Origin of the sequence: Cronbergia sp. UHCC 0137 (genome assembly GCF_034932285.1) — a bacterium.
GTDB lineage: Bacteria > Cyanobacteriota > Cyanobacteriia > Cyanobacteriales > Nostocaceae > Cronbergia.
Genome location: NZ_JAYGHC010000007.1, coordinates 133,387 through 155,479 on the forward strand (window position 1 = coordinate 133,387; position 22,093 = coordinate 155,479).

Annotated in this window: 29 protein-coding genes and 1 pseudogene; 13 read left to right on the top strand and 17 right to left on the bottom strand. The window is 37.7% G+C overall.

Annotated features, from left to right (window positions below):
- Positions 1 to 109: 109 nt before the first annotated feature.
- Positions 110 to 214 carry a PetM family cytochrome b6-f complex subunit 7 gene (locus VB711_RS05310; RefSeq protein WP_086765898.1) on the bottom strand — a complete coding sequence of 35 codons (105 nt, stop codon included), beginning with the start codon at positions 212 to 214 and terminating at the stop codon, positions 110 to 112.
- 100 nt (positions 215 to 314) lie between these two features.
- On the opposite strand from VB711_RS05310, the gene pdxA reads away from it, so the two are divergent.
- From pdxA to VB711_RS05335, 5 genes are all read left to right on the top strand, one after another.
- The gene (gene pdxA, locus VB711_RS05315; RefSeq protein ID WP_323284703.1) at positions 315 to 1,358 is read left to right on the top strand and encodes a 4-hydroxythreonine-4-phosphate dehydrogenase PdxA; all 1,044 of its coding nucleotides are present in this window, start codon (positions 315 to 317) and stop codon (positions 1,356 to 1,358) included.
- A 535-nt stretch (positions 1,359 to 1,893) separates the two neighbouring features.
- The gene (gene iscB / locus VB711_RS05320; protein ID WP_323284704.1) at positions 1,894 to 3,177 is read left to right on the top strand and encodes an RNA-guided endonuclease IscB; all 1,284 of its coding nucleotides are present in this window, start codon (positions 1,894 to 1,896) and stop codon (positions 3,175 to 3,177) included.
- Positions 3,161 to 3,550, top strand: coding sequence for a type II toxin-antitoxin system RelE/ParE family toxin (locus VB711_RS05325; protein ID WP_323284706.1), 390 nt, complete (start codon positions 3,161 to 3,163; stop codon positions 3,548 to 3,550). The genes iscB and VB711_RS05325 overlap by 17 nt, the downstream gene beginning before the upstream one ends.
- Complete coding sequence (locus VB711_RS05330) at positions 3,547 to 3,879, top strand: XRE family transcriptional regulator (protein WP_323284707.1); 333 nt, start codon at positions 3,547 to 3,549, stop codon at positions 3,877 to 3,879. The genes VB711_RS05325 and VB711_RS05330 overlap by 4 nt, the downstream gene beginning before the upstream one ends.
- Before the next feature lie 89 nt (positions 3,880 to 3,968).
- Entirely contained in the window at positions 3,969 to 4,241 is a 273-nt protein-coding gene (locus VB711_RS05335; RefSeq protein WP_323284708.1) for an AbrB/MazE/SpoVT family DNA-binding domain-containing protein, read from the top strand.
- Position 4,242: 1 nt separating this feature from the next.
- Here the strand turns inward: VB711_RS05335 and VB711_RS05340 are convergent, their stop codons facing one another.
- The 4 genes from VB711_RS05340 to VB711_RS05355 form a co-directional block, all read right to left on the bottom strand.
- Positions 4,243 to 4,503 carry a hypothetical protein gene (locus tag VB711_RS05340; RefSeq protein WP_323284709.1) on the bottom strand — a complete coding sequence of 87 codons (261 nt, stop codon included), beginning with the start codon at positions 4,501 to 4,503 and terminating at the stop codon, positions 4,243 to 4,245.
- Positions 4,503 to 4,703, bottom strand: a complete 201-nt coding sequence (locus tag VB711_RS05345; protein ID WP_323284711.1) for a hypothetical protein — start codon at positions 4,701 to 4,703, stop codon at positions 4,503 to 4,505. The genes VB711_RS05340 and VB711_RS05345 overlap by 1 nt, the downstream gene beginning before the upstream one ends.
- Positions 4,704 to 4,884: 181 nt before the next feature.
- Positions 4,885 to 5,211, bottom strand: coding sequence for a transcriptional regulator (locus VB711_RS05350; protein ID WP_323284712.1), 327 nt, complete (start codon positions 5,209 to 5,211; stop codon positions 4,885 to 4,887).
- A gap of 5 nt (positions 5,212 to 5,216) precedes the next feature.
- Positions 5,217 to 5,588, bottom strand: coding sequence for a type II toxin-antitoxin system RelE/ParE family toxin (locus tag VB711_RS05355; protein WP_323284713.1), 372 nt, complete (start codon positions 5,586 to 5,588; stop codon positions 5,217 to 5,219).
- 80 nt (positions 5,589 to 5,668) lie between these two features.
- Between VB711_RS05355 and VB711_RS05360 the strand changes: the two genes are divergently transcribed.
- From VB711_RS05360 to VB711_RS05370, 3 genes are read left to right on the top strand one after another with little or no spacing between them, the layout of a single operon-like run.
- Entirely contained in the window at positions 5,669 to 5,797 is a 129-nt protein-coding gene (locus VB711_RS05360; protein WP_323284714.1) for a hypothetical protein, read from the top strand.
- A gap of 56 nt (positions 5,798 to 5,853) precedes the next feature.
- Positions 5,854 to 6,120 carry a hypothetical protein gene (locus VB711_RS05365; RefSeq protein WP_071192196.1) on the top strand — a complete coding sequence of 89 codons (267 nt, stop codon included), beginning with the start codon at positions 5,854 to 5,856 and terminating at the stop codon, positions 6,118 to 6,120.
- Complete coding sequence (locus VB711_RS05370) at positions 6,113 to 6,535, top strand: type II toxin-antitoxin system VapC family toxin (RefSeq protein ID WP_323284715.1); 423 nt, start codon at positions 6,113 to 6,115, stop codon at positions 6,533 to 6,535. Before VB711_RS05365 ends, VB711_RS05370 begins: the two co-directional genes overlap by 8 nt.
- 151 nt (positions 6,536 to 6,686) lie before the next feature.
- Here VB711_RS05370 and VB711_RS05375 read toward each other — a convergent pair whose 3' ends face one another.
- The 8 genes and pseudogenes from VB711_RS05375 to lpdA form a co-directional block, all read right to left on the bottom strand.
- Positions 6,687 to 7,193 (bottom strand): hypothetical protein, encoded by a 507-nt coding sequence (locus VB711_RS05375; protein WP_323284716.1) that lies wholly within the window; start codon positions 7,191 to 7,193, stop codon positions 6,687 to 6,689.
- Positions 7,193 to 7,558, bottom strand: a pseudogene (locus tag VB711_RS05380) (GNAT family N-acetyltransferase); the annotation flags it as partial. The gene VB711_RS05375 and the pseudogene VB711_RS05380, both read right to left, overlap by 1 nt.
- Before the next feature lie 62 nt (positions 7,559 to 7,620).
- Positions 7,621 to 7,866: a hypothetical protein gene (locus VB711_RS05385; protein ID WP_323284717.1), complete on the bottom strand. Its 246-nt coding sequence runs from the start codon at positions 7,864 to 7,866 to the stop codon at positions 7,621 to 7,623.
- Positions 7,867 to 7,878: 12 nt separating this feature from the next.
- Positions 7,879 to 8,667, bottom strand: a complete 789-nt coding sequence (locus VB711_RS05390; protein ID WP_323284718.1) for an endonuclease/exonuclease/phosphatase family protein — start codon at positions 8,665 to 8,667, stop codon at positions 7,879 to 7,881.
- 283 nt (positions 8,668 to 8,950) lie between these two features.
- Entirely contained in the window at positions 8,951 to 9,667 is a 717-nt protein-coding gene (locus VB711_RS05395) for a response regulator transcription factor (protein ID WP_323284719.1), read from the bottom strand.
- Between the two features lie 573 nt (positions 9,668 to 10,240).
- Entirely contained in the window at positions 10,241 to 10,489 is a 249-nt protein-coding gene (locus tag VB711_RS05400; RefSeq protein ID WP_323284720.1) for a DUF5340 domain-containing protein, read from the bottom strand.
- 125 nt (positions 10,490 to 10,614) lie between these two features.
- The gene (gene trpC / locus VB711_RS05405; RefSeq protein WP_323284721.1) at positions 10,615 to 11,508 is read right to left on the bottom strand and encodes an indole-3-glycerol phosphate synthase TrpC; all 894 of its coding nucleotides are present in this window, start codon (positions 11,506 to 11,508) and stop codon (positions 10,615 to 10,617) included.
- A 202-nt stretch (positions 11,509 to 11,710) separates the two neighbouring features.
- Positions 11,711 to 13,141 carry a dihydrolipoyl dehydrogenase gene (lpdA, locus tag VB711_RS05410; RefSeq protein ID WP_323284723.1) on the bottom strand — a complete coding sequence of 477 codons (1,431 nt, stop codon included), beginning with the start codon at positions 13,139 to 13,141 and terminating at the stop codon, positions 11,711 to 11,713.
- Positions 13,142 to 13,607: 466 nt separating this feature from the next.
- Between lpdA and VB711_RS05415 the strand changes: the two genes are divergently transcribed.
- Entirely contained in the window at positions 13,608 to 13,757 is a 150-nt protein-coding gene (locus tag VB711_RS05415) for a hypothetical protein (RefSeq protein WP_323284724.1), read from the top strand.
- Between the two features lie 659 nt (positions 13,758 to 14,416).
- On the opposite strand, the gene VB711_RS05420 is transcribed toward VB711_RS05415, so the two are convergent.
- Positions 14,417 to 14,773, bottom strand: coding sequence for a Rieske (2Fe-2S) protein (locus tag VB711_RS05420; RefSeq protein WP_323284725.1), 357 nt, complete (start codon positions 14,771 to 14,773; stop codon positions 14,417 to 14,419).
- A gap of 582 nt (positions 14,774 to 15,355) precedes the next feature.
- Here VB711_RS05420 and VB711_RS05425 point away from each other — a divergent pair.
- The 3 genes from VB711_RS05425 (at position 15,356) to VB711_RS05435 (ending at position 20,283) form a co-directional block, all read left to right on the top strand.
- Positions 15,356 to 17,938: a GAF domain-containing protein gene (locus VB711_RS05425; RefSeq protein WP_323284726.1), complete on the top strand. Its 2,583-nt coding sequence runs from the start codon at positions 15,356 to 15,358 to the stop codon at positions 17,936 to 17,938.
- 193 nt (positions 17,939 to 18,131) lie between these two features.
- Entirely contained in the window at positions 18,132 to 19,325 is a 1,194-nt protein-coding gene (locus VB711_RS05430) for a family 10 glycosylhydrolase (RefSeq protein ID WP_323284727.1), read from the top strand.
- A 472-nt stretch (positions 19,326 to 19,797) separates the two neighbouring features.
- Positions 19,798 to 20,283, top strand: coding sequence for a hypothetical protein (locus VB711_RS05435; protein ID WP_323284728.1), 486 nt, complete (start codon positions 19,798 to 19,800; stop codon positions 20,281 to 20,283).
- Here VB711_RS05435 and VB711_RS05440 read toward each other — a convergent pair.
- From VB711_RS05440 to VB711_RS05450, 3 genes are all read right to left on the bottom strand, one after another.
- Positions 20,280 to 20,570 carry a TMEM165/GDT1 family protein gene (locus VB711_RS05440; protein WP_323284729.1) on the bottom strand — a complete coding sequence of 97 codons (291 nt, stop codon included), beginning with the start codon at positions 20,568 to 20,570 and terminating at the stop codon, positions 20,280 to 20,282. The genes VB711_RS05435 and VB711_RS05440 overlap by 4 nt on opposite strands.
- Positions 20,571 to 20,572: 2 nt before the next feature.
- On the bottom strand, positions 20,573 to 20,956 hold the full coding sequence (locus tag VB711_RS05445) for a TMEM165/GDT1 family protein (protein WP_323284730.1): 384 nt from the start codon (positions 20,954 to 20,956) through the stop codon (positions 20,573 to 20,575).
- Positions 20,957 to 21,061: 105 nt separating this feature from the next.
- Complete coding sequence (locus VB711_RS05450; protein WP_323284731.1) at positions 21,062 to 21,421, bottom strand: YkgJ family cysteine cluster protein; 360 nt, start codon at positions 21,419 to 21,421, stop codon at positions 21,062 to 21,064.
- A gap of 168 nt (positions 21,422 to 21,589) precedes the next feature.
- Here VB711_RS05450 and psb30 point away from each other — a divergent pair, with 168 nt between their 5' ends.
- Positions 21,590 to 21,709: a photosystem II reaction center protein Ycf12/Psb30 gene (gene psb30 / locus VB711_RS05455; protein WP_323284732.1), complete on the top strand. Its 120-nt coding sequence runs from the start codon at positions 21,590 to 21,592 to the stop codon at positions 21,707 to 21,709.
- Positions 21,710 to 22,093: the final 384 nt, after the last annotated feature.

The following is a 22,093-nucleotide window of genomic DNA, read 5'->3' on the forward strand; positions in this document are numbered from 1 at the left end:
GTCAAGGAGGGGAGTATTGCAATACGCCCCTTCCCCCTGTTGTAATCTGTCTAACGCACCTTACAGACTACAAAATATCCGAAAATCAATAACTAGGAACTTGGGTGAATTATTCTTCCGCGCCTTGGATTTTCAGTAACAAAGCACCTATAGCCCAACCTACGAAGATTAGTCCGAAAGATAATAGTGCTGCATTTAAAATTTCGCCGCCCATTGGGTATGATTCTCCTTGTTGGATTAGACTTCTGTAAATAATTTTAAACTAGATTAAGGGCTAATCTGCTATATAAATCCTAGAATGTATATTTGAGTCAATGAGTATAAATAATTTAGTAAAATCTGGTCAAAATCAACGTCCACGGTTGCTGGTGACGCTGGGTGATCCTGGGGGAATTGGGACTGAGGTGATTTTAAAGGCTTTGGCTGATCCTGAAGTTGGTAAAAATTGCGATTTGGTTGTGGTGGGTAGTCGGGATTTACTGTTACGCTGTTATGAAAATTTAACTCGTTATTCCTTATTGGTGGCTAATCCGGCGGATTTAGTTGTGATTGATGTGCCTGTGGATGGTGAAATTGTGACTGGTGTGGGTAATGCGGTGAGTTTTGCCTATCTGGAATATGCGATCGCTCTGACTCTTTCCGGTAAATTTGATGGTATCGTCACTGGACCCATTGCCAAATCTGCTTGGAAAGCGGCTGGTTTTGATTATCCTGGACAAACGGAACTTTTGGCTCAAAGGGCTGGTGTTGACCGTTTTGGAATGTTGTTTGTAGCGAGATCGCCCTTTACTGGTTGGACTCTCCGCGCTTTACTTGCTACCACACATATACCTTTATGTCAAGTGGCAAATACTTTAACACCGCAGTTATTAACTCAGAAGTTGGATTTGCTGGTGGAGTGTTTAGAAGAGGATTTTGGGATTAAAAATGGGAGAATAGCGATCGCTGGGTTAAATCCCCACAGTGGCGAAATGGGACAATTGGGAACGGAAGAAATAGATTGGTTAATTCCTTGGTTGAACTCAGAACGTCAAAAACGCCCAAATTGGCAATTAGAAGGTCCAATTCCCCCGGATACGATGTGGGTTAAACCTGGACAAGCTTGGTTTGGTAATTCCCCAATACAAAATCCGGCTGATGGTTATTTGGCACTTTATCACGACCAGGGTTTAATTCCTGTCAAATTAATGGCTTTTGATCGGGCTGTCAATACTACCATTGGTTTACCGTTTGTGCGGACTTCCCCAGATCACGGAACCGCGTTTGATATTGCGGGTAAGGGTATTGCTGACTCAACAAGTATGAAAGCTGCGATAAATTTGGCCGTGGAGTTGGTGAAACAAAGGTATAAAGTGTAGTTTAAATGTGTAGGGATTTAGCAGTAAAACCTTTAACCCACCTGGAAATGAATTTTGGAAGAGGTAAATTAGTTTTCGTCTATTAATGTTAGTTGCTAGTTGAGCGACGGGTGAAATCGCTACCATTACACAGAGGAAGTGCGTAGTTGTAGCCCTTAGAGGATGGTATCGCTAGGCTCATCAAAAGAATCGCTCAGTAACAGTATAGGCAAAGAAATAGTTGTGAAAATTGACAAATTAAAGCTATGATTTATTACATCAACGTAATATAATAGAAAGTGAGTTGGGAAATAGAATATACGAGTCAGTAACTCAGCCCTAAAGGGACTGAGCTTGTAAGAAATTGCAAGCTGTACTGACCAGTCTAAGTCTTAACTGACTACGTTTTTTGAGTCACGACACCCTGGAATGCGTAGCTAGTTCCCTGCTCTGTCGCTTGTGATTAAACAGTTTCAAAGTCACTGAAACAGTGTTGCAAGCCTAACAAGCTCTTAAAACATTGACGAAGCTAACATTACCCGCAAGGAGGGACTTTATGTCCAAAGTATTTGTAATTGACACTGACAAACGACCACTAGATCCAATTCATTCAGCCCAAGCTAGACAACTATTAAGAAACAAAAAAGCAGCCGTATTCAGACGATTCCCATTCACAATTATCCTCAAAGAATCGCGTTCTGATTCTGCTGTTTCTCCTTTGAGATTAAAGCTTGACCCTGGAGCTAAAACAACAGGAATTGCATTAGTCAACGACTTAACTGGTGAGGTTGTATTTGCAGCCGAATTAAAACATAGAGGTTTTGCAATCAGAGAGTCCTTAACTTCTAGACGACAATTAAGACGTTTTAGGCGTACTAGAAAAACTCGTTACAGACAACCAAGATTCTTAAATAGAACCCGTCCAGAGGGATGGTTAGCACCAAGCTTACAAAGTCGAATTGAGAATATCAAAACTTGGGTTAAGAAGTTGCGTAACCTTGCACGAATTGAGGCTATTAGTCAAGAATTGGTACGGTTTGATATGCAGTTAATGGCTAATCCTGATATTCAAGGCAAGGAATACCAGCAAGGAACATTAGCTGGTTACGAAACCAGAGAATACTTACTAGAAAAGTGGGATAGACAATGTGCCTACTGTGGAGTGAAAGACCTTCCTTTTCAAGTAGAGCATATTCATCCACGAGCCAAGGGTGGTAGTAATTCAATTACAAACCTCACTTTAAGTTGTGAAAAATGTAACACCAAAAAAGGAACGAAAGATATTAAAGATTTCCTCAAAAAAGACCCATCAAAATTGGAAAAAATATTGAAACAAGCAAAAAGACCACTGGCTGATGCAGCCGCAGTAAACGCAACTCGTTTTGCATTACTATTAGTTTTAAAAGCAACTGGATTACCTGTAGAAACAGGTTCAGGAGGGTTAACTAAATTCAATCGTAGCCAACAGAAACTAGAGAAAACTCACTGGATTGACGCGGCTTGTGTTGGTCAATCAACTCCAATTCTCAATATCAAAGGTGTTAAGCCATTGCTAATTACAGCTAACGGTCACGGTTCTAGACAATCTTGCAGAACCAATAAATTTGGTTTTCCAAATCGCCACTGTTCTAGAACTAAATTTCATTTTGGTTTTCAAACAGGAGATATCGTTAAATCAATTGTTAAAACAGGTAAAAAAGTTGGTGAATATATTGGAAGAATAGCAACCCGTGCTACTGGAAGTTTCAATATCTCAGCTAGAAATGGATTAGTTCAAGGAATTAGTTATAAGACCTGTAAAACTATCCACAAAAAAGATGGTTATGGTTACTCAAATTAAAAGATTCAATGCGGTTAAAACCGCCCGTGTCGATTCCCTCTCAGCACTGAAGTGTCTGAGTTTCCCACTTACCGCGAGGTCTTATGATATTGTCAGCGTTGTTCAACTACTTGAAGAAAAGGGAACACAATTACCCTTTCCTTATTCATCCGATGTCAAAGGTGCAAAAAACTCTCACCTGAGAGAGTTACGTATTCAAAGTCGTGGTAAACCAATCAGAGTATTTTATGCTTTTGATCCGCGACGAGTGGCAATTTTACTTATTGGTGGAGATAAAACAGGAGATAAGCGATTTTATGAAAAATATATTCCCATCGCAGATCGTCTTTATGAAGAATATCTCCAAGAAATTAGTCGGGAGGGTTTAATATGACAGGACATAAAAAGTTTAGCAATCTTACTAAAGATTTCTCCGCAGAAAGAAAAGCCAAAATTGCCACTCAAACAGCTAAACTAAAAGAGGAAATGGCATTAGCTGAATTACGCCAAGCTTTAAAAATATCTCAAGCTCAATTAGCTGAAAAGTTACAAATTAAACAACCTGCTATTTCTAGATTAGAGAATCGTACTGATATGTATGTTAGTCATCTGCGACAAGTTATTGAAGCTATGGGAGGAGAATTGAAAATAACAGCAAAATTTCCTGATGCGGAAGTAACAATTACTAATTTTGAAGAGTTGGCAATGGAGATTGATGAGTAGAAATTGATAGAGAAAAAGCTGAGATTTATTTTTTAACTTTTAGATTTTTGCTAAACTAGAACTAGGTAAAAACAAGGAAATATCAAACTATGACACTTGCTAGATCATCTATTCCTCAACACTATACACTTGATATTGAACCGGAAGGACGTTTAACTTTACCTCAAGAAATCCAACAAATACTTAATTTAGAATCTGGAGATAGATTAATTTTAACTTTGGAAGATAATGGCAAACTCCAATTAGTAAGCCTCAAACAACAAGTTAAAAAATTAAGAGGTTTATTAAAAGATAAATCACCTGATAGAAATTTAGTAGATGAACTTATCCAAGAACGCAGACAGGAGTATTTAAGTGAATAAATCACAGCTTACCAATCAGTTTGTCATACTCTGCGTGTGTTCCAATCCAAAACCAAGAAATGCCGTTTTCAACTTCAACACCCAAAGCACGATAATTTAAACCTGCTCGAACTGACCAATATTTGTTACCTAGCTTTTTAAAATGTAACGATGGATGAGAAGGATCAGCCTTGAGCAAGTCATAGCATTGATCCGCTGTTTGCTGCACACTTTTAGGCAGAGCATTATAATGTTGCCAGAATCGTTGTGTTGTATAGTGCATCAGATTTCACGGCAATTTCCTGCTTTAAATTCTGCGATCGCTTCTTCAGCTAATGCTTCCAACTTACCATCTGCAATATCACGTTCTATCTGTTCATCCCAAAGTTCATAATCTAGGTTTAAAAACCATTGCCTCAGCTTTTCAAAATCATGAGAAGGAAGTGAGAGAATTGCTGTTTCAATTTGTTCAAGCTGTAACATAAATAGTTCTTACCTCTTTATCCTTGAGTACATTATAGCTTTACTGAACAGGTAAAATTTCTTTACTATAAAAGTTTTGAGGAAGTAATTTATCTAGTTGAACTTACTCAAATTAGAGAATTAATCCGCACGTTTAACGTAAATAAATATACTCACCCTGAATGTGGGATCAAAAAAATTTTTAATGGTAAATAACCGTCGTCTTCACATTAATATCAACATTCAGTTTTTTCCGCAAAACATTGAAAATAGTAGTCAAATTATCCATCGTTGGATTACCTTTTGCCGATAACATCCGATGTAAACTCTTACTCGGTTTAGAAGTTTCAATCGCCAATTGTTCAAAACCTACTGTTGCATTGACAATATCTCTCAAAATCAGTCTTGCTGTTTCTGGTTCACCATTCAGGAAAAGAGAAATAGCTTCATCAAGTAGAGCGATCGCAAACTCAGAATCTCTTTGCACTCGTGCATTAACGGTTTCTTTAAAGTCTCTAGTTAGTGCCATAATAACTACCTCTTCTCTCTATTATCGTTGTCAGTTGCTTGCTCTTTGCTAATTTCTTTTTTTCGTCTTTTGTACTCTTGATATAATTCTTTAGCACAATTAATATCAGATTGCTGATTTTTCTTTGTTCCCCCACCAAATAAAACTATAAGCTGTTTACCATCTTGAGCTAGATAAATCCGATAGCCAGGACCCCAATCAATCTTATATTCACCAATTCCATCAAACCATTTAACATTTGATATATTGCCTAATTCCAAACGAGACTTAGCAACTGTTACCTTCGCAGCTGCTTGGGCATCCAAGCTATCAAACCATTCTTGGTAAGGACTTGAACCATCTTCTTTAAGATATTCTTGAACTCTTATAATACACATATTGCTATAGTAACTTATGTGTTACCCTATGTCAAGCAGTATGATTTTAAATAAACTTGTAGTAGTGTAAATTATCAAAAATGAGTCAGATTCAAGAATTACATCAACAAGCTATGGATTTAGCCGAAATGGCACAAGTAGCCAAACTTAAAAATAATTCGGATTTAGCTTCCCAATTATCCCGACAAGCTTTAAAAAATAACGATTAGCCGCTTTGCATTCCTATTTGCTAAAATTACAATCATCATAACACCAATTAATCACTATGTACTCGACCAATCCACACCAAGAACTCTTACAAGCGATCGCTAACCTTAGCGATCAACAAATCCCACTTGTTTTGCAATTTATCTCATCCCTAGAAACACCTATTAACAATTATCCAACTTCAGCTAAAACAGTTTTAGAACGAATGGGTGGTTATCCCAAATTTTTACTAGAAGGATCAGGAGATTTGTCAGATAGAGATGTACGCAAAAAAGCAATCGCTGACAGAATTCAAGCAAGACATCAAACAAGGACTCATGAATAATTATCCCCTGATTTTAATTGATACTGGAATTCTTGTTGCCTTCTATGACCGTAAAGACAAGTATCACCAACAAGTTGTTAACTTTTTTAGCACCTGTACCAGTCAAATCATCACAACAATTGCCTGTGTTACAGAAGTGATGTGGTTACTTGCCCCAAATACAAAAGTGCAGAACGAGTTCTTATCTGCCTTATCAATAAGAGTTTTCTTATGTGAACATTTACTGCCATCAGACTATCAAAGAATCCAAGAACTTAACACAATTTATCAAGATTTACCCGCAGATTTTACCGATTTATCACTTATTGTCATTTCCGAAAGATTAAACATTTCTGCTATTGCCACTTTAGATAAAGATTTTAATATTTATCGCCGCTATCGCAAGCAACCATTTAATCGCATATTTTTACCTTAATTAGACGAGCAAAATTGAACTTGTATTGCTTTGAGATAAAGGGCGATATGGCAATCGCTAACTTATCAGTTCATTTTGTGATTTGTGATAACTGAGTGCGCCACCTCCAATTCTTTTACCTCTACTATACCGAAATTCTCTCAACCAAAACCTATTGCATAATTTGCTGTTTCAACGAATCTGCCGCAACTGAAGCAATCATTTCCCAATCGTTTTCTGTCAACATTACCCCAAGCAGTTCGCGCAATACCTGATGATTAGAAATAAACTCCTCTCCAAAAAGTTCATCTCTCTGCAACACAGTTTGAATATGTTCTTTAACAGTAGGTGTAGGTAGCCTGAATCTTTCCAGCAACTTCTCTCTTGCGGTAGCAGATGCTATAGAAGTAGCAGTTCCTAAATTCCAATCTTTGAGCAACAAACGCACTTCTCGATTCAAAGAAATCCGCAAAGTTTTTAAACGATAAAACAATTCGGGATTAAGCAACAGTTGACTAAAACCAGAACCCCAATCTAAACCAATACCAATATTACCCCCTACTTCTTCCTCAGCTTGGATACTTTTTCTCAACCATTCTTCATTAAGTAATAAATCCATCGGGGTTGCTAATTCTTGGATAGAAGTGAACGGAATATAATTAGATTCTTGCTGACTCATTACTTACCCTCACTGCTTTTGTTATAAGAACGCCATACACCGTACTCAAAATAAACTAGATCATCGTAATCTTCATCTTGCCCTAAATCTAGCATTCCTTGATTATCGTAGAATTTTTCCGTTCCTGGTAAAGAATGCAAGCCTACTCTACCTTCATAACCTAGCTCGAAACTGCGGGTTCGGGCAAATACCAGAAATAAACTCCCAACACCTTTGTATCGTGGTGGGCGTTGGACATCCTGGCGATTCCAAGGGGCTGTAGCAATTCCATCAAGATATACTAAGCGTTTACCCTCTGTTATACGTGAACCGTGCATCTGAGTTTCCATCAGCATCAATCCTTGGGTTTCACCTTCGCACTCAATATAGCGGTATGCACTTGAATGAGATACAGAATCTACAGTAAAAGCCTTATGGCAAGAGACTCTTAACTCCTGACTCCTGACTCCTGACTCCTGACTCCTGCTATAGCATAACCTTCACGGTTTGAAGTGCTGGCAATAAATCTCAGTTTAAACTCCCAGTCCCAAAATTTATCAACTTGTATGTGTAAATTTAGTCGGCTTTTCCACAGCGATAGATAATCATCAACGTGCTTTTGTGCCAGTTCCACTAAATACGCATTTACAACAGTGCTATCATCACCACGAATTAGCTGAACTTGCAGTTGCACTCGTTACTCCTTTCATTCAAACGATGAAACTATTGTTAATTTTACAATCACCGGAAAGTGATCGGAAGGCCAAACCCCTTCCCATTGTTGGTTATCAATTTTGACTTGTTCTAATTGCAAATCGGGGTCAAAATAAATAGTGTCTATTGCATCCCTCGCTTCACCTGTAAAATCGTGAAAGGTCTTTTGTTGTTCTAAGGGAAGCACTGCTAAAGCGTCTTGTAATTGTTTCCCATTAGTTAGGGGTGAGAGGAAAATTTGACGGGAGGGACTGCTGGGATTAGCGTTAAAGTCTCCCATTAGTAATAAATGGCTTTTTGGGTCAAATGCTGCTAAATATTGAGTAATTAAGGCTGCACCTAATTCTCTGGCTTTGGGACTTTCGTGATCTAGATGGGTATTTAATATAGTTAAAGATAGACCAGAATTACCTAATTCAAAATTAGCCCAAGTAGCCATGCGTGGTAAACGAGTTCCCCAAGTGATGCTACCGGGGATTTCTGGAGTATCGCTGAGGAAAAAATCTTTGGTTTGCTGAAGCTTTAGGAATTGAGGATTGTAGAAGATAGCACAATGTTCACCTTGTCCTGTACCTGTGCGATCGCCCCCAATAATTCCATATTCTGGTAACAGGGCTTGTAAATCTTCCAGTTGGTTTAATTTACCTTCTTGTGTGCCAATTATATCTGGTTTGTAATGTTGAATTACGGAGGCGATCGCTCCCACACGTTTTTTCCACTGACGCACTCCTGGATCTGGTTTGTCGTAGCGGAGATTAAAACTCATAACTGTGATTTTCATTGAAAAACCTTGTTTTACTCCGATTTTTTAATTTTTCAACGGTGATGTCAAAAAGTTTCAACAACCTAAAATAACATAAATTAAGTAGTCGGACAAAATTAAATTCATTTGTTGAGAGAGAGAACAGGGAACAGGGAACAGAAAAATCAGTTGTGTAATTAATTCTGTTTCATTACTTATCCCATCAAGTCTCAAAAAATAACCGAAATAATTCCAGCTTTTAAATTAGTTGTTAAGCAATAGCAATAGTCATGTTTTACAAGGTAATCTTTTTGCTCAAGGGTTAAATTTTGATATTTTCTGGTGGCTCAAACTTGTAACCATAACCGCGCACAGTTTTAATAAATTCTGGCATACTAGAATCAAGTTCCATTTTTTTTCGCAATTGACCAATATGCACATCAACAACTCTTCCATCACCTACATAGTCACAACCCCAAATCTTTTGAATTAATTCAGGACGACTCCAAGCTTGACCAGGATGACTGGCTAAAAAGTGTAAAATATTAAACTCTAAAGCAGTTAAAGCTAAAGGTCTATCATTAAGTGTTACCTCTCGTCCTTCTGGATTAATTGTTAATTGTTTAAAAATCAGCCGTTGTGATTGGCTAGGATGAATATACCGTATCCGTCTTAAAAGAGCTTCAACTCTGACTTCCACTTCTGCTAAACTAAATGGTTTAGTAATGAAATCATCTGCTCCTGCGGCTAATATCTTAATTTTATCGGCTTCATCATTTCTACTCGTGAGTATCATCACTAAAACATTGGTCAGACTCTGCATTTCTTGACAAAGTTGATACCCATTAGCATCTGGTAAATTCCAGTCAAGAATCACTAAAGCCGGGTTGAATTGCTCAAACAAAATCATGCCAGTTTTACCATCAGCCGCAGATTCTATTTCATATTTGCGACTTAAAAAGCGGTATATAAGATTTCGGACGCTGAAATCATCATCTACAATCAAAATTTTGGAATTTGTATTGGAAAGCGTTTCCATAATGCGATGCAGCCTATTGTTAATTTCGCAATTTGCTGTTTTGAAAGTGCGTTTTTTTTACCATTGAAACAGAAAACATGATCCTAGAAGTTGTATACACTTAATTTTTGAGAAAAATTATGTAAATGCAAACTTTAAATATCATAAGGCTTGTAAATTATATAAGGAATGTATAATTTTGGTATTTTTTTCAGAAATATTTGTATACTTTTGAAAGCATACACTGAACATAAAAACTGTATGTTCCCAGACAATTTTGTTAATAGCAAAATAGCTCAACAAATATAGAGCCTTAATTATTTGAATTGTTACAATTAAGTACCGTGTGTTTGAACCTAAATCAGTCTGGCAATATTAGTTACAATCCGTTAATCAAGGTTCTCAATCTGAAGTAAGGATGACTGTTTTTAAGAAGGGTATAATTTTAATATTTCCAACTTATAGGGCTAAAAACTGTATTAAAAGGGCAATAGAGCAGTTTCTATAAATGAATTTAAGGGGGTGCAACCCAGTATTCGGGGAGAAATTTACCACTTTTGCCTGTTCCTTATCCCAAGGTTTTAGTCGTTCTACTTAATCGGGGGTAATGGCTTTCTCTGCATGATGATTGAGTGACCAGCGATGATCAACCACTGTTGATGAAGTTTGACAAATTTCTTCGAGTCTTTTTTGTTGCACTGCGGCTTTTCTCATGGTAATAATTAGCTGATTTACCTGATTCCGTAGTTCTGGATTTTGACTAACTGCAATCATAGTTTGCTTTTCTAAAAGCTGGAGTATCAGTTCGTAGTGGACAGGTGAAGGTAAGGGGATCTGCTCCATGAAGTTAATTTTAAATGGTAAATCTGGAATATTTTCTGACTGGGATTTGATCTTTTGTGAATTAATTTGGTAAGGAGTAAAATCAAATACTCATAATAGCCAAATCATAACTCTTAATTCCCACCTTAACACTCAGATTTGCTAAAAAGATTAGCGATCGCTATTTTGGGGTCTGGTTGTTTAACTAATGACTCACCAATGAGTACGGCTGATGCACCGGCTTGTTCTACTATATTTAAATCTTCTGAATTATGAATACCAGACTCACTAACTATGAGAATATTTCTTCCTTGTAATTGGCTACCTCTTGCAGCAAGTATTTGAGATGTGGTTTGCAAGTCAACGGAAAAATCTTCTAAGTTACGGTTATTAATACCGACTAAGGAAACACCATCTAAGGCTAACACCCGGTCAAGTTCCTCTAAACTATGGACTTCAATTAAGGCGGTCATTTTTAGTTTGTTGGCAATTTTGATAAAATATTGTAAATCTTGATCGCTGAGGATAGCTGCAATTAATAAAACTGCGTCTGCACCGTGAATCCTCGCCAAATACATTTGGTAAGGATAGATAATAAAATCCTTACATAACAACGGTAAATTTACGGCATCTCGAATTAAGGATAAATTTTCAAAACTACCTTGAAAGAATTTGACATCGGTGAGAACAGAAAGACAACTTGCTCCACCGGCTTGATAAGATTGAGCGATCGCTATTGGGTCAAAATCTGCACGTAAAATCCCCTTACTAGGAGAAGCTTTTTTAACTTCAGCAATCAAGGCTGGTTTGGTTTTACCTTGACGTAGCGCAGCAATAAAATCACGGGTTGGTGGCGCTGTCAGTAATTTTTTATGCAATTCTGCTAAAGGCAGTTTTTCGCGCTTTTGCTCAACTTCTATTTCTTTATGCCAAACAATTTCTTCCAAAATATTACTTGGTGTGGCATCTGGTAAAGCAACCTGATAGCACAATATGGAAACATTTATAGACTGGCTAGGTGAACGACGACGGATTTGCATATTTTAGGGGAAAAGGGGCAAGGGGCAGGGGGCAGGGGGCAGGGGGCAGGGGGCAGGGGCAGGGGGTAGGGGAGGCAGGGGAGGCAGGGGAGGCAGGGGGAGAAGTAAATCTTGTTACCAATCACCAATCACCCATTACCCATTACCAATCACCCATTACCAATCACCCATTACCCATTACCAATCACCCATTACAAATTATCTAACTAGCGATCGCTCTTTTATAAGTTTCATCCAACACTTCCGAAAGAGTCGGGTGTGCATGAACTAAATGGGCGAGATTTTGCACAGATTGACGGTTAGCGACTGCGGCCGAGGCTTCATGAATAATATCGGAAGCATGGGGTCCAAAAATATGGACACCTAACACTTCTCCAGTATCTTGGCGGTAAATTACCTTCGCCATTCCATCAGTATCCATATCTGCCAAAGCTTTAGAATTACCTTTAAAGTAACTCTTACTGGTAGCAATCTCAAATCCTTCTACTAAACCTAATTCTTGGGCTGCTGTTTCCGTTAAACCCACATAACTCACTTCTGGATGGGTAAAAGCCGCAGCCGGAATACTGCGATAATCGACTTTTCTCTCCCTTCCCAGCATATTTTCTACAGCAATGATACCTTGAGCAGAGGCAGCATGGGCTAACATCATTTTCCCGGTTGCATCACCAATTGCCCATAAATAAGGTACAACTTCACCTGCTGACAACACCGCCATATTGTCATTTACAGGAATAAATTTCCGTTGATCTAGTTCTACACCCACCGCATCTAAACCCAGATTTTGGGTAGCGGGGATGCGTCCTGTAGCTACTAAACAAGCATCTACTTCCAAAACTTCTACATCTTCCTTAGTTTGGAAGTCGGCTAACTCAATCACCACCGGCGAACCAGGAATAATTCTTTTCGCGTACACACCAACTTTAGTTTCAATATCGCGGGGGTTAATCAGTACCCTTTCCGCTAATTTGGCAATATCGCGGTCAAATCCTGGCATTAATTGATCTACAGCTTCAATTAAGGTGATTTCACAGCCCAAAGCCGAGTAAATATCAGAAAACTCCAAACCGATGTAACCACTGCCAATAATGGCAATCCATTTAGGTAGAGACTCTAATTTTACTCCTTGGTCGCTGGTAAAAACTGTTTTGCCGTCTACTTCAATTCCGGGGGGAACAAAGGGGACTGAACCAGTAGAAAGAATGATGTTGTTAGCTGTAATAGTTTTTTCACCTTGGCTGGTGATCACGGTGACTTTTTGTGTCCCGGCTACCTTTCCCCAACCCTGGATGATGTCCACTCCCAAGCGTTTGAGACTGTTGGTTAGATCACCTTGAATTTTAGCAACTAGATTATCGGCATGATTAGCGATCGCTTGCCGATCAAATTCTACATTACCAATTTGAATCCCCAAAGACTTGAGGTGGTGAGCGTTGCGTAATTCCCTTACCCGTCCCGATGCTGCCAGCAGTGCCTTAGAAGGAATACAACCCCGATTTACACAAGTTCCTCCCATTTCGGCTGCTTCGATAATCGCTGTTTTTAAACCACAGCTAACAGCGTGTAAAGCCGCACCATGTCCACCTACACCAGCGCCGATAATCACTAAATCGTAATCAAATCCTTGATTCACGTTCTCTTCCCCACTTAACTTTAACTATCTATTTTTAGCTTAACTATATAGATAACTTGATCTTCGATTTTTGGTGTTGCCCAAACCAAGTATGAATTTAGGTGTAGAAACGAGAATCCCTACCCATAGAAGTTCTCTACAAAGGCTTTGAGATCATTGAAAATCATTTTCATACCTCAAATCAGCAACGCCGGATTTTTTATTATATTCGCCAATAATTCTAACTCAGAAAGGTGTCGTAGTGATTCTTGTTGAGATAGAAGTCAGTTTCCCTCCTGCCTTCGATAGTTATATTTGTCTCAGTATATGATTTTTGTATCAGGGTGATCCTTCAAAGCCTTACTAAGACTACAGTTATTGTTATTGTTAATAAATTTTTTAGAAGAAATATTTTATTTTTTCCTGAAGTTGTCATATAAAAGTTGATTATGTAAATTAGGACTGAACTTTATTAGAATATCTAGCCATGACAAATACACAAGAACGCAAATCAGTCAAGAAGAAGAAACAATCTTTTTCTCCGGTTGACGTTGGTACTCCTCAAGTCCCGATTCGCAAAAACCAAGCAAAAAAACAGCAAGGTGAGTTACTCAGCGATTGGGAACACGCGAGTTAATTTACTTTTTGAAATTATAGAAAGTATATTGTTACAATTATATATACACCGACAACGAGAAACCGCCCAAATTAAAAATTAAGCGATCGCCTCACTACTTAGATATTGGGTACTCAAAACGGTCAAAAACTTTACTTTTAATTCCTAACCAATTGTTTTCGCGGAGTGTGCCGTAGGGATAAATGGAAAGAACGCAAAGGAAGAATAGATGCAATCAATGAGTTACGCACTGACAGAATCTATTAAATAAGCATTATCAATTCTATCTCTTGTAGGGTGCGTCAGACCCGATAACTGAGCATCTAACAGACTTCCTCTATCTGACGCACCGCACTAATATGGGATGACAAAAGCGTGAAACTAGGCAATTTCCTTCATACATATCATCTGCATTTTGTACAGTGCGTAAGTCCTATAATCTTAGACTGGGAAAGAGCTAAATATGTTGGTGTTGCTGAAATCAAGTATGAATTTAGGTGTAGAGACGAGAATCCCTACATATTAAAAATTAGGACTTACACAAAAAACCACTCAAACTCTTATTTCTCTGTGTCCTCTGCGTCCTCTGCGGTTTAATATTCAGTAACTTGTGCCTAAGTCCTAAAAATCATCTTCATATCTAAAATCAGCAACGCCAATATTTTTTAGTTGCAAATTTTTTATGCTTCTGACAGATCCAACCAAATACTTCCCTCTTCTACCTTAACCGGGAAAGTAGGGAGTGTTTTTGCTGAAGATATCATTGAAAGTACCTTACCAACTCCCGGTGGCCAAGGACACCAAGTTTTCACTTCACCAGTACCCAAATCAAAAGCGCTGCGATGGATAGGACAAACAATTGCCCCGTCTTCGATTTTCCCTGATTTCATGGGCATTTTTAAATGAGGGCAGGTGTTAGATACAGCATATAACTGATTTTCGTGGTTGATCAGCAAGATATTCTGTTTCCCCACCTTCACAACTTCTCGTCCACCAGGGGCCAATGCTTCAGATGCTAGAACTTTAGTCCAACTCATGAGATTCTCCTTATTCGACAGACCTATTCTCAGTTTCTCTCAATTGTGGACATTTATAGCAGGGTGTCTAAGTTTGATTAGATAGAACCCAGACAACAATCACCTGAGTAGAGGTGTGTTTTTAGGATAATTTTTTCTCCGTCGTGTAGAAATTCCTCATTTATAGTATAATCTAATTCAATTAATTTACTTTATCAACTTTCGTAATCACGCAGCTTTAAACAGGAAATTGTGATTTTATTTACAAACAAAATAGGAAATTATGTATACAATCACCCTACTAAAATCCTTAGTTATGCAGATAATAGCTAAATTTGCTTTTCATCTCTGCAAAGTGGGTCTAACTGCGGTGAGGGTAGCGATCGCACCTTAGCCAAATTATAGCCGATCCTTGACTGCAAAAATACCCATCGTTGTCAATTAATGGTAAGATTCATATTCTACTCCCATATCTGGAGATGAAATCTATGGCAAAATTCTCAATTTTGAATGATTTAATCTGTATTTTCCATAAAATCACAGAATAAATAGCTAATTTCCAGTTAATCAAATTTTTAATACTAACTATATTGGATGCTAATTATGTCAGTGCATCAACCCACTAGAGAAGAATCTACAAGTTTAACAATTGATGTTCCACATCAAGGTAATAATGGCCTGAGAAAATATGCCAAAGTAAACACTCTACCGACAAAACAAGGAACTATTTCTCGGTTTCTTGCACCCTTAACCCAAGAAACTTTTAAACAAGTTGTTCAGGACGTTGAACAAAAATTACACATTGTTAATCAAACCCTCTCGATGTTAGACGACAAGGGTTTTGAAACAATACTCCGAGAAATGTTGCATTCAATTACCTTAAAAACTGGAGAATTACTAGGAGCAGATCGAACAACAATATTTCTTTTAGATGAAGAAAAACAAGAACTATGGTCTATTTTAGCTGAGGGAGAAAACCACCGTACCCTAGAAATTCGCATCCCCGCAGACAAAGGAATTGCCGGTGAAGTTGCAACTTTTAAAAAAGTGGTGAATATTCCCTTTGATTTTTATAACGATCAACGATCAGTCTTTGCTAGGGAACAAGAAAAAAAAACTGGTTATCGTACCTATACAATGTTAGCTTTACCACTATTAAATGAACAAGGAGGATTAGTTGCAGTAGTACAACTGTTAAATAAGTTAAAACCATTAAATAAACTTCAAGATCAATTGCTAGAACGGATTGATACCAGAGGTTTCAGCAAAGCCGACGAACAATTATTTTTAGAATTTGCCCCCTCTATTCGACTAATTTTAGAGTCATCCCGTTCGTTTTATATCGCTACTCAAAAACAAAGAGCAGCAGCCGCTTTAATGAAAGCGATCAAGTCTCTAAGTCAAAGTAGTCTTGATTTAGAAGATACCCTCAAACGGGTAATGAATGAAGCTAAGGAATTAATGAATGCTGATCGTAGTACCCTATGGTTAATAGATCGCGATCGCTTAGAATTATGGACTAAAATCTATCTGGCTGATTGTTCAACCAAAGAGTTACGAATACCCATCGGTAAAGGCTTTGCTGGTATAGTTGCAGCCTCTGGAAAAAAGCTCAATATCCCCTTTGATTTATATAACCATCCAGACTCGGATACAGCTAAACAAATTGACCAACAAAATGGTTATCGCACCTGTAGTTTGTTATGTATGCCAGTCTTTAATAGTGATCAAGAACTGATTGGTGTGACTCAATTAGTTAATAAAAAGAAAATCGGTGATTTCCCACCCTATGATCCCGAATTTTGGCCAGAAGCGCCAGAATGTTTTCAAGCTAGTTTCGACCGAAATGATGAAGAGTTCATGGAAGCTTTTAACATTCAAGCCGGTGTAGCCCTACAAAATGCTCAATTGTTTGCTAAAATCAAACAACAAGAACAAATGCAGCGCGACATTTTACGCAGTCTTTCCAATGGAGTAATTTCTACCAATAAATCTGGATTGATTATCGCTGCTAACGAAAGTGCCAAGCATTTGCTAGGTTTTGATAGCGAAGAAAGTTTAGAAGGAAAATTAGTTAGTGATGTAATTAGTATTAAAGAAGGAGATTTTAAGAAGTGGTTCGCAGACGCTTTAAGTGCCAATGATTTAAAAAGCAGCCAACAATATTATCCCGATCGCACACTTGTAACTACCAGTGTAGAACAACATAGCATTAATTTATCACTTAACACAATTGCCGATGTGATCGATTCCAGCAAAGTTTGCGGTGTACTGGTTGTCATGGATGATATCAGCGATGAAAAGCGTCTGAAAAGCACAATGTACCGCTACATGACTCAAGAATTAGCAGAAGAATTATTGAAATTAGATGATGCTAAACTAGGGGGCGATCGCAAAGAAGTAACGATTTTATTCTCGGATATTCGCGGCTATACCAGCTTAACGGAAAATATGGAAGCAGAAGAAGTGGTAGGTATGCTGAATGAATATTTTGAATCCATGGTTGAAGCTGTATTTAAACATAAAGGCACTCTCGATAAATATATTGGAGATGCCATCATGGCCGTCTTTGGTTCTCCTCTCCCCCTAGTAGAACACGCAAGGATGGCTGTACAAACATCTTTAGAAATGCGTCATCGTTTACAAGAGTTAAATATTCAGCGTAACGCAGTTAACAAACCACCAATTAAATTCGGAATTGGTATTAATTCTGATACGGTTATTAGCGGTAATATTGGTTCTAGTAAACGCATGGAATTTACGGCCATTGGTGATGGTGTTAATCTTTGTTCTCGTTTAGAAAGTGTGAGTAAACAATATGGTTGCGATATTATTATTAGCGATAATACATTTCAACTCTGCCAAAATGAAATTTGGGCTAGGGAATTAGATCTAATTCGTGTTAAAGGTAGAAATGAGCCTGTATCTATCTACGAGTTGATCAGTTTACGAGGTGATCCTATCAATAGTATAAAACTAGAAGTTATTGATCATTATCATCAAGGACGGGAGTATTATCTGCAACGTCAATTTAAGTTAGCTGAAGCTGAATTTACTAAGGTTTTGGCTGCTGATCATCATGATAAAGCAGCAATGTTACATATTCACCGTTGTCAGCATTGGTTACAATCCCCCCCATCAGATGCTAATTGGGATGATGGTGTTTGGACTTTTACTGAAAAGTAAGTGATTGGTGATTGGTGATTGGTGATTGGTGATTGGTGATTGGTGATTGGTGATTGGTGATTGGTGATTGGTGATTGGTGATTGGTGATTGGTGATTGGTGATTGGTGATTTTATGTTAATCAAGTCTATGGGTCATTTAATTTTTGAGAAATTGTATATAAAACGAGATTAGCAAACAATTATTATCTTACTATGTCACAACGAAAAAAAGAATCAAATGGATGTGGATGTGCAAATATTCCATTTTCTCTAGTTATAGTTATTTTTGGAGGTGGTTATTGGTGGTTCAGCCAAAAAGGAAATTTAGATATCGGCAAATTTTTACCTCAGATACAACAAATTGCTATTCCAATTTTGAATCCTACACAAGTTGCTTCTCTAATTCCTACTGCTTCTGTATTAAGTCCTGTCAATATTGCTCCTAATCATAAACAAGCTGCAATCAAAAAAATTATACCTCAAAAAATATCATTACCTCCAACTCATTGGGAGAAAAAAGTCATTAGAGGCATTTATTTAAGTCGTTATCAAATTACTAATAATGCTGATGAAAAAACGATTCGTGATAGAGTCCGTTACTACCATTCTCAAGGTTTTAATACTATTATTCACGGTGTTTGGGGTAATGCTTGTACGATGTACAATAGTAAGGTGATGCAGCAAACTTTAGGTTATAAAAGTTGTCCAAATTTATTTCAAGATCAATGGCTAGATTGGCTAATTGATGAGGCAGATAAACAGGGGATGCAAGTCCATGCTTATTTTGAGAAAGGAATCAAAATAGATAAAAATAGCCCCGTTTTTGATTTAGCAATTTCTCGCAAATGGGTTGTTCCCGGTGTAGATAAAACCTATCCGGGTATTGATCATTATGTTCTTGATGTAAAAATTCCTGAAGTTGCTGATTTCTTCAAAAATATCTTAGTAGAATTTGTGCAAAGGTATCCCAAAATTGATGCTGTCCAATGGGATGATTATTTAGGTTATCATGCTGAATTACCAGGAAAAGCAGATCGGACTGCTAAGTTAACTACTTTTGTCCAGCAAATGATTATGGGAATGAAACAAGCTAACTCAACTGTTAGTTTTGATATTTGCCATCATAACCCCTATTGGGCTAAACGATATTTCGCCGCTGATTGGCAAAAATGGAATGTAGATAGAGTATTTATCCAAGCTTATAATGATGCTAATTTTCCAGAGGAACTAAATTATGTGAAAAATGCGGCTGGAATTGCTATTAGTGAGAAACAATTCCATCGTTTAAAAGAATTAGTAGATAATCCTGATGTCAAGAGTGTTTTAATTTTTCCACTCTCTGGAAAACCAGAAGAAACAGCTTCTAACTTAAACAGCTTTATCATCAGGTCAGGTAGTTTACCTTAACTAACACTTACTAAATTACAAACTTAGCTGTTAAGGCTGGGTATATAGATCAATACTATTACCAAAATAAGAGCCTTGATAATTTTTGGCAAAAACGGCAAAAATAAGCATACATAAGCGTTTCGAGTAAAAGGTAATTTAGAATCTAAAACACTTATCCTACCGTCAATACATTTAACAAATCCTTGTCGTAAACCTTTAAGGAATTTTTTAGGCTGATTGTTTTTGCCAAGCCTAGCGAGAAACGGGAGTTCATGGTTAAGCATTATCATCTCACCCTCGTCATTTGGCAATAGTATTGCTATATATTTCTTATTATTTCTCAACTCAAATTAAAATTCATTTAACAAAAACAACAAAAATAACTCTAAAAATGTTGCATTTAGAGAGTTTGTAACGGTTCATTGATATTTATTGTCAAAGTAATTCTTTTAGTTTAAAAAGAAGGCATACGACAACAGCAATTATTTTTATGAACGCTATTTCTAATCTTGAATTAAAACGGTCAACTTGGCAAACCACTATGATGTTGACTTTGGGCTTTTGGTTGAGTGCCAGCTTCGTTTTAGATTGGGTAATTATGCCTAGTCTTTATATCTCTGGAATGATGAATCAAGCTGGTTTTTCTTCCGCAGGTTATCTAATTTTTTGGAATTTTAATCGCCTAGAATTATTATTTGCGGCTGTAGTTTTAACAAGTGTGTTAGCTGTCAGCAAAACTCAGTCTCACTGGCGTTTGGGTGTAATAATTTCCTCGGCATTATTGCTAATCGTGGCTTTACTCAATACTTATTTTTTCACTCCCCAAATGTGCGCTGTAGGTACTGATTTAAACCTATTTGCGGCTGTTAGTGTTCCCCCAACAATGAATTTATTACACGGTGGTTATTTCTTGTTGGAAGGATTGAAACTGGTTGCAGGTGGCGCACTTTTAAATTGGTGCTGGAAACAAGTTTAGGAGTCGGAACCAACTTCATTTTTGGGCAAGAGTAAGCGAATGGCGAGAACTGCAAATCCTACGGCAGCGATCGCTTTTAACAACCGTGTCGGCAACAATTCTGATACTGCGCCCCCAGCTAATGCCCCTAAACAGCTAGTTAACAATAGCGCCCCTGCTGTACCAAAAAAAACAGCCAACCGGGATTGGCTACGACCAGAAAGAGCGATCGCTGCTAACTGACTTTTATCACCCAATTCTGACAGAAAAACCGTCATAAAGCTCAGTCCTAAAAGATTCCAGTCCATATTTAACCTTTAATTACATCCCAAACTAACATCACAGAAATTAACAGCAACATCAATCCTGCTGACTTTTCCACCGTTTTAGGACTAAATTTACTGGCCATCCAGCCACCTAAAAGTACAGATAATAAGCTGGTAGTTATTAGTGCAGCCCCAGATCCCATAAACACCACCCAAGGGGTATGAGATTCAGCACTCATTAATAATGTGGAAAGTTGAGTTTTATCACCCATTTCCGCCAAAAAAATGGTAAGAAAGGTTGTACCAAATACAACCAATATTGAATCCTCCTTTGTTGAATGATCCTGTACTACGATTTCTTCTAGTTCTAACTGGCTTTCGATCTGAGAAGTACCAGAAATGCTGATGGGGTCTGAGTCAAGTTTCACAGGCAGTAGTTTTTTTAGGGATTATTTTCATAATTCTCTCATTTTCTCAATTTTTGCCATAAACTGCAACTACATTCATCAAATTAATTGAGTCTGATTTAGCACTCAATACTCCAAAATACCGATCGCTTGGTCAAAGCGGATGATTTCCAAACTGCGATCGCCATAGACACCCTCGATTTGTTGACTACAACAAGCGATCGCAAAATCGTTTAAATCCTCTGGTTCAATCCCATACATATCCTCAAAAATCTCCGCTTCCACACGACAAAAGCGCGGACGTTGGGAGTAAATATTGCATTCTCGCGTAGTATGGTTAAAATTAATACACCATCCACCCTCACCTACCATACTCAAATAAAGTTCCAGTTCATCTGGTGAGAGATATTCCTCCAAGTCAGGACGATCTGCTGGATCAAGATGACAGCAGGCCCCGCATTGCTTCACGCATTGCCAAGTAGCCATAGTTTTAAATTATTTTCTCGTATCTGGCTATTTTACTTTTTTATATCTTTTTTTATAATTTTGTTAAGTAAATTAAATAGTGTCACCCTGAGCCAGGTATGATCTATTGCAAGTTTTGGCATTAAGTTATTAAACTTTTTAAAACCATCTAAGAGGAAAAGAGGGAATATGGACGCTTTAGCTAACATCCATTGGGAAGTAATTTTTCAGTTAGTCTGTATCGGACTGATTGTGGTATCTGGTCCAATAGTGATTTTCGTTCTAGCATTTCGTAACGGCAACCTGTAAGTCTATTATCTGTTATCAACCTTTTGCGATCGTCGATCAAGTTATTAGACTCATCATTGAGGGCGATCGCTTTACTTGCGTAAAAAGAATATGGATTAAATGAACCGCATTCGCGTAGCGTCCCGTAAGGATAGACGCGAAGGAAAAAGATTAGGAGTTAAGCATTGACAGAAAATACCAAATATGTATAGTGGGAAAGCTACATTTATCGTAGGGGTTTAGCAGTGCTCATTGGTGTCAACTTAACGTAAAACCCTGATAATGCCGTTAGATCAAACTTATTCAGTTCCCCGACAATCAAGAAGAACCCCACCCCCGCTTTTGCTAAAGCAAAATCTCCCCTCCCCTCAAGACTACGGTGTACACACAAGTCCTGTTATACTC

Excerpts from the sequence above, each read along its gene's own strand:
- psb30 (WP_323284732.1), top strand. The coding sequence starts at position 21,590 with ATGGACGCTTTAGCTAACATCCATTGGGAAGTAATTTTTCAGTTAGTC.
- VB711_RS05310 (WP_086765898.1), bottom strand. The coding sequence starts at position 214 with ATGGGCGGCGAAATTTTAAATGCAGCACTATTATCTTTCGGACTAATC.
- VB711_RS05415 (WP_323284724.1), top strand. The coding sequence starts at position 13,608 with ATGACAAATACACAAGAACGCAAATCAGTCAAGAAGAAGAAACAATCT.
- VB711_RS05340 (WP_323284709.1), bottom strand. The coding sequence starts at position 4,503 with ATGCACTATACAACACAACGATTCTGGCAACATTATAATGCTCTGCCT.
- VB711_RS05330 (WP_323284707.1), top strand. The coding sequence starts at position 3,547 with ATGACAGGACATAAAAAGTTTAGCAATCTTACTAAAGATTTCTCCGCA.
- VB711_RS05420 (WP_323284725.1), bottom strand. The coding sequence starts at position 14,773 with ATGAGTTGGACTAAAGTTCTAGCATCTGAAGCATTGGCCCCTGGTGGA.
- VB711_RS05355 (WP_323284713.1), bottom strand. The coding sequence starts at position 5,588 with ATGTGTATTATAAGAGTTCAAGAATATCTTAAAGAAGATGGTTCAAGT.
- VB711_RS05360 (WP_323284714.1), top strand. The coding sequence starts at position 5,669 with ATGAGTCAGATTCAAGAATTACATCAACAAGCTATGGATTTAGCCGAA.
- iscB (WP_323284704.1), top strand. The coding sequence starts at position 1,894 with ATGTCCAAAGTATTTGTAATTGACACTGACAAACGACCACTAGATCCA.
- VB711_RS05375 (WP_323284716.1), bottom strand. The coding sequence starts at position 7,193 with ATGAGTCAGCAAGAATCTAATTATATTCCGTTCACTTCTATCCAAGAA.
- pdxA (WP_323284703.1), top strand. The coding sequence starts at position 315 with ATGAGTATAAATAATTTAGTAAAATCTGGTCAAAATCAACGTCCACGG.
- VB711_RS05435 (WP_323284728.1), top strand. The coding sequence starts at position 19,798 with ATGAACGCTATTTCTAATCTTGAATTAAAACGGTCAACTTGGCAAACC.
- VB711_RS05365 (WP_071192196.1), top strand. The coding sequence starts at position 5,854 with ATGTACTCGACCAATCCACACCAAGAACTCTTACAAGCGATCGCTAAC.
- VB711_RS05345 (WP_323284711.1), bottom strand. The coding sequence starts at position 4,703 with ATGTTACAGCTTGAACAAATTGAAACAGCAATTCTCTCACTTCCTTCT.
- VB711_RS05430 (WP_323284727.1), top strand. The coding sequence starts at position 18,132 with ATGTCACAACGAAAAAAAGAATCAAATGGATGTGGATGTGCAAATATT.
- trpC (WP_323284721.1), bottom strand. The coding sequence starts at position 11,508 with ATGCAAATCCGTCGTCGTTCACCTAGCCAGTCTATAAATGTTTCCATA.
- VB711_RS05325 (WP_323284706.1), top strand. The coding sequence starts at position 3,161 with ATGGTTACTCAAATTAAAAGATTCAATGCGGTTAAAACCGCCCGTGTC.
- VB711_RS05335 (WP_323284708.1), top strand. The coding sequence starts at position 3,969 with ATGACACTTGCTAGATCATCTATTCCTCAACACTATACACTTGATATT.
- VB711_RS05390 (WP_323284718.1), bottom strand. The coding sequence starts at position 8,667 with ATGAAAATCACAGTTATGAGTTTTAATCTCCGCTACGACAAACCAGAT.
- VB711_RS05395 (WP_323284719.1), bottom strand. The coding sequence starts at position 9,667 with ATGGAAACGCTTTCCAATACAAATTCCAAAATTTTGATTGTAGATGAT.
- VB711_RS05450 (WP_323284731.1), bottom strand. The coding sequence starts at position 21,421 with ATGGCTACTTGGCAATGCGTGAAGCAATGCGGGGCCTGCTGTCATCTT.
- VB711_RS05370 (WP_323284715.1), top strand. The coding sequence starts at position 6,113 with ATGAATAATTATCCCCTGATTTTAATTGATACTGGAATTCTTGTTGCC.
- VB711_RS05350 (WP_323284712.1), bottom strand. The coding sequence starts at position 5,211 with ATGGCACTAACTAGAGACTTTAAAGAAACCGTTAATGCACGAGTGCAA.
- VB711_RS05440 (WP_323284729.1), bottom strand. The coding sequence starts at position 20,570 with ATGGACTGGAATCTTTTAGGACTGAGCTTTATGACGGTTTTTCTGTCA.
- VB711_RS05400 (WP_323284720.1), bottom strand. The coding sequence starts at position 10,489 with ATGGAGCAGATCCCCTTACCTTCACCTGTCCACTACGAACTGATACTC.
- VB711_RS05425 (WP_323284726.1), top strand. The coding sequence starts at position 15,356 with ATGTCAGTGCATCAACCCACTAGAGAAGAATCTACAAGTTTAACAATT.